Origin of the sequence: Streptomyces sp. NPDC050619, assembly GCF_040654815.1 — a bacterium.
In the GTDB taxonomy this organism is placed as follows: Bacteria; Actinomycetota; Actinomycetes; order Streptomycetales; family Streptomycetaceae; genus Streptomyces.
This window is the reverse complement of the sequence record NZ_JBFAIR010000202.1, coordinates 1-1,015: the sequence shown is the minus strand read 5'-3', so window position 1 is coordinate 1,015 and position 1,015 is coordinate 1. Positions and strand designations below refer to the sequence as shown.

The following is a 1,015-nucleotide window of genomic DNA, read 5'->3' as shown; positions in this document are numbered from 1 at the left end:
GGCGACGGTTCCGAAGATGAGGATGTTGACGCCGATGTTGGCGTAGTGGTCGTCGGTCTGGGTGAAGGGGAAGGCGATCGCGGCGAGGAAGCCCACGGCGAGCATGAAGCTGCGGTTGTGGGCGACGATGCCGGAGAAGCGCTGGAGGAGGCCCGCGGTGTGCAGGGCCCAGACGGCGCCGATGACGACGATCAGGTACCCGATGAAGAGTTCGCCGTATTCGGTGTCGATGCCGTAGGTGAAGACAGCCAGACCCACGATCGTGACCAGAGTGATGACCGCGCGCTGACCCCAGCCGCTGGTGCGCTGGATGGCCGTAGGGCCTGCCCGGCCCGCACGGTGACGCCGCCGACGGGACCGCCCTGCGGGGATGTTGTCGGGTTTGGTGATGTACGCCTTCAGCGTCTCCTTGGTGGTGCCTGTGTTCTGCTCGGGGAGGGCGAAGGCGCCGAGGACGGGGATGAGGGCGGCGATGGCCGCGATCCAGCCGCCGGGTTCGAGGTTGGCGAGGCCGCCGAGTTCGACGGCGATGGAGATGACGGTGTACCAGGTGACGGCGAAGCCGCTGAGTGCGGTGAGGACGAGCGGCGCATTGTTGCCGCCGGGGATGAGCCAGCCGAGACCGCGGACGCGGTAGGAGCCGAGGGCGAACAGGGCGGTGAGGACGCCGGCGGTGAAGGTGAGCCATTGGAGGCCGCCGGGGTAGCCGGTGACGGTGAGGTCGCCGGGGAATTCGGAGGTCCAGGTCCAGGCGAGGTAGGCGGAGGCGGCGGTGGCTATGCCGCCGATGAGGATCAGGGCGCGGGCTGCCGCTGCCGGCAGGGGGATGAGGCCCTTGGGGGCGGGGGGCACGGTGACTGCCCTGAGGGTCATGGTCGTCTCGGTCATGTGATCACGCCCTGTCCGCGACGCGTTCGCCCAGCAGGCCTTGTGGTCTGACGAGGAGCACGATGATGAGGAGGCAGAAGGCCCAGACGTTGGCCCAGCTCTGGCCGCCCAGTTGGTTCATGCCGGG

2 pseudogenes are annotated in these 1,015 nt (G+C 68.7%); both read right to left on the bottom strand.

From position 1 onward, the window contains the following. Positions 1 to 888, bottom strand: a pseudogene (locus AB0I77_RS54035) (branched-chain amino acid ABC transporter permease); the annotation flags it as partial. Positions 889 to 892: 4 nt separating this feature from the next. Beyond that, positions 893 to 1,015 (bottom strand): annotated as a pseudogene (locus AB0I77_RS54030) (branched-chain amino acid ABC transporter permease); the annotation flags it as partial.